The sequence below is a fragment of the Pseudomonas sp. AGC41 genome (assembly GCF_057334555.1).
In genome coordinates this window covers 109,316-112,972 of the sequence record NZ_JBHFJB010000117.1, presented here as the reverse complement: position 1 = coordinate 112,972, position 3,657 = coordinate 109,316, and the positions used below count along the sequence as shown (strand labels likewise).

General features: G+C 61.9%; 5 protein-coding genes. 3 read left to right on the top strand and 2 right to left on the bottom strand.

What is annotated here, in order from left to right; all coding sequences use genetic code 11:
* Positions 1-86 precede the first annotated feature (86 nt).
* Positions 87-983 carry a TonB family protein gene (locus tag ACE04F_RS20695; RefSeq protein ID WP_486109572.1) on the bottom strand — a complete coding sequence of 299 codons (897 nt, stop codon included), beginning with the start codon at positions 981-983 and terminating at the stop codon, positions 87-89.
* A gap of 76 nt (positions 984-1,059) precedes the next feature.
* On the bottom strand, positions 1,060-2,013 hold the full coding sequence (gene gshB / locus ACE04F_RS20690; RefSeq protein WP_486109570.1) for a glutathione synthase: 954 nt from the start codon (positions 2,011-2,013) through the stop codon (positions 1,060-1,062).
* Positions 2,014-2,237: 224 nt separating this feature from the next.
* Between gshB and ACE04F_RS20685 the strand changes: the two genes are divergently transcribed.
* From ACE04F_RS20685 to ACE04F_RS20675, 3 genes are read left to right on the top strand one after another with little or no spacing between them, the layout of a single operon-like run.
* The gene (locus ACE04F_RS20685; protein WP_434571200.1) at positions 2,238-2,666 is read left to right on the top strand and encodes a response regulator; all 429 of its coding nucleotides are present in this window, start codon (positions 2,238-2,240) and stop codon (positions 2,664-2,666) included.
* 48 nt (positions 2,667-2,714) lie between these two features.
* The gene (gene pilH / locus ACE04F_RS20680) at positions 2,715-3,080 is read left to right on the top strand and encodes a twitching motility response regulator PilH (protein WP_186612056.1); all 366 of its coding nucleotides are present in this window, start codon (positions 2,715-2,717) and stop codon (positions 3,078-3,080) included.
* Positions 3,081-3,090: 10 nt separating this feature from the next.
* Positions 3,091-3,630 carry a chemotaxis protein CheW gene (locus ACE04F_RS20675; protein ID WP_486109567.1) on the top strand — a complete coding sequence of 180 codons (540 nt, stop codon included), beginning with the start codon at positions 3,091-3,093 and terminating at the stop codon, positions 3,628-3,630.
* The last annotated feature ends 27 nt before the right edge of the window (positions 3,631-3,657 follow it).

The window sequence follows — 3,657 nt, the reverse complement described above, 5'->3', positions numbered from 1 at the left end:
GTGTATCAGTCGCCATCCATGCCGAATGACCAATGGCTTTCGCGAGCAGGCTCGCTCCCACAGGATATTGATACTGTCTCCTGAAGTCAGTTACTGGACAGCCGATCACCTCGGGCAAACTTCCAGGTGCGGATGATTTCCAGGCGATCGATGTCCGACAGGTCCCCGGTGAACGGCGCGAACGGCGCGGCCAGGCGCACGATCCGCTGGGCGGCCTGGTCGAGCAGCGGCTGGCCGGAGGACTCAAGCACCAGCACCTCATACAGCGAGCCGTCGCGGTTGATCGAAACCATCAGCCGCAAATTGCCGTAGATCTGTTTGCGCCGGGCTTCCTCGGGGTAGTTCAGGTTGCCGATGCGCTCGACTTTCTTGCGCCACTCGTCCTTGTACCAGGCACCCTTGTCGCGCATGGTCGACGCGGCGCTCAGGCGGTGGATGCGCGGGCGCTTGGCGTACAACTGCTGTTCCTGGGCCAGTTCGGCCTCCAGGCTGGCGATGTCGCTGGACAGCTGAGAGCTGTCGAAAGTCGGTTCCGGCGCCTTGGGCTTGGGATCAGGCTTGACCTCTTCCTTGACCGGGGCCTTTTTCGGCTTCGGCGCGGTAGTGGTCACGGCGGCCTTGGGCGCGGTTTCCTGAACCTCTGGCTTGGCGGCCGGCGGTGGGGTGATCTTCTGGACCTTGTTGTCCTGGAACGGCGCGATTTCGGTCGTCTTGGGGATCGCTTTGTTTTCCAGGGTGCCGCTGCCCTGCTGGTTTTCCTGAGCAAGGAAATCGGCCTTCTGGGGCTTGGTTTCGCTCTTGAAGGTCGCCAGGGTGATCTCCAGGGTCTGGCTGATCTGCTTGGGTTCGACCGTGGCAAACCCGACGCCCAGCAGCACCGCCAGGTGGATCAGTGCCGCCAGGAACAGCGTAAAACCGAGGCGATCAGCCGGGCGCACGCCACGATGGGCGAGCTCTTGGGGCAGATCGGACGGGAGTGTCATGACAAGGAAACCAGCATCACGTTTTTTCAGGCCGGGCATGATAACGCAATGTGGGTTTCCTTCATCAGGATCTGGATCAACGCGCCTTGAGCTTCTGATCGATGGCATCCATCAGCATCCCGCCGATGTCCGTGCCAAAGGCATTGTCGATCTCGCGGATGCAGGTCGGGCTGGTGACGTTGATTTCCGTCAGGTGCTCGCCGATCACGTCCAGGCCGACGAACAGCAGGCCTTTCTCGCGTAGCGTCGGGCCGACCTGGGCGGCGATCCAGCGGTCCTTGTCGGTCAACGGGCGGGCTTCGCCACGGCCGCCAGCCGCCAGGTTGCCACGGGTTTCACCGGCCGCCGGGATGCGCGCCAGGCAATAGTCCACCGGTTCGCCGTCGATCATCAGGATGCGCTTGTCGCCATCGACGATGGCCGGCAGGTAACCCTGGATCATGATCTGCTGCTTGCCGTGCAGGGTCAGGGTTTCAAGAATCACCGACAGGTTCGGATGGCCGGCGGTGTGACGGAAGATCGACGAACCGCCCATGCCGTCCAGCGGCTTGAGGATCACGTCGCCGTGGTGCTCGGCGAACTCGCGCAGCACGTCCGGACGACGGCTGACGATGGTCGGCGGCGTGCACTGCGGGAACAGCGTGGCGAACAGCTTCTCGTTGCAGTCGCGCAGGCTCTGGGGCTTGTTGACCACCAACACGCCGGCGCTTTCGGCCTGCTCCAGCAGGTAGGTGGAGTAAACGAACTCCATGTCGAACGGCGGATCCTTGCGCATCAGGATCACGTCCAGGTCGCTCAGCAGCGCGTCGCTTTCCGCGCCCAGTTCGAACCACTTCTCGGGATTGGCGAAGACCTTCAGCGGCTTCATCCGCGCGCGCGCCTGGCCCTCGGCCTGGTAAAGGTCGCGCTGTTCCATGTAGAACAGCTCCCAGCCGCGCTTCTGAGCGGCCAGCAGCATGGCCAGCGAGCTATCCTTCTTATAGGAAATGCTGGCGATTGGGTCCATGACAATGCCGACGCGTACGCTCATGGCTTGGTTCCTCGAAAATGGGGTGGGCACGAATGGCTTGAAAAAGTGGCGTCAGAGTGGCGCCCCGAAGTTTGGCGGTCAAGGAAAAACCGCCGTGCCGAGCGGCTGATAGATCGGCGATGGAGACTGTGCTAAAAAGGCTGCCATGTGACGTGCGGGCCTTGAACATCAAGGGTTTGCGCTGTCGATCACACTTACGCGTTAAAAACCGGTTTGCAGTGGCAATGGCAGAGCATCTCACGCAGCAGCAACCCAGCGCCTTGAAGGTCATGGTTATCGACGACTCGAAGACCATTCGCCGCACCGCCGAGACCTTGCTGCGCAACGTTGGCTGCGAGGTCATCACCGCGGTCGACGGCTTCGACGCCATGGCCAAGATCGTCGACCACCATCCGGGCATCATCTTTGTCGACATCATGATGCCGCGCCTGGACGGTTACCAGACCTGTGCCCTGATCAAGAACAACAGCGCCTTCAAGGCGACGCCGGTGATCATGCTGTCGTCCCGCGACGGTCTGTTCGACAAGGCCAAGGGGCGCATCGTCGGCTCCGATCAGTTTCTGACCAAGCCTTTCAGCAAGGAAGAATTGCTGGGCGCGATACAAGCCCATGTCCCGGGGTTTGCCGCTGTCCAGCCGCACCAGGCACATTAATGACGCTCGGCCTTCGGCCTGGGGTCTACAGAAGAAATGGGGAACACCATGGCACGAGTTCTGATCGTCGATGATTCGCCGACCGAAATGTACAAATTGACCGGCATGCTGGAAAAACACGGCCATCAGGTCTTGAAGGCCGAGAATGGCGCCGACGGCGTAGCCCTGGCCCGCCAGGAAAAGCCCGACGCGGTGCTGATGGACATCGTCATGCCCGGTCTCAACGGGTTCCAGGCCACGCGCCAGCTGACCAAGGACCCGGACACGGGCCATATCCCGGTCATCATCATCACCACCAAGGACCAGGAAACCGACAAGGTCTGGGGGACCCGCCAAGGGGCGAAGGACTACCTGACCAAGCCGGTGGACGAAGAAACCCTGATCGCGACCTTGAACAAAGTACTGGCGGGTTGAACGCGCGGCCATGAGCCACTCCCTGACCGCATTCGAACTGTTGTTGCAGATCGATCGGCGCTGTCGGCTGCTGGGCGCGGACCTGCCGTCCCAGCCAACCCATCGCGACAGCTGGAGCGGGATCGGCTTTCGTCTCGGCGAGCATTGGTACGTGGCGCCCATGGGCGAGGTCAGCGAAGTGCTGCATGAGCCGCGCCATACGGCGTTGCCCGGGGTCAAGCCATGGGTGCGCGGAGTGGCTAACCTGCGCGGACGTTTATTGCCGCTGATGGACCTGTGCGGTTTCTTCGGTCATGAACTGTCCAGTGTGCGCAAGCAGCGGCGGGTGCTGGTGGTCGATAACGAAGAAGTCTTCGCCGGCTTGCTGGTGGACGAAGTCCTCGGGCTGCAGCATTTCGCCCAGGGCAGCCTGGAACCGGTTTCGCCGGGCCACCTCGATGGCCCGGAATCGGCCTTCGTCCAGGGCCGTTTTCCTGGCGATCGACAGTGGCAAGTGTTCAGCCCGTTTGCCTTGACGCGTTCGCCAGGGTTCATGGATGTCGCGGTTTGACAGAATGCAGCGCAGCCCCTGTGGGAG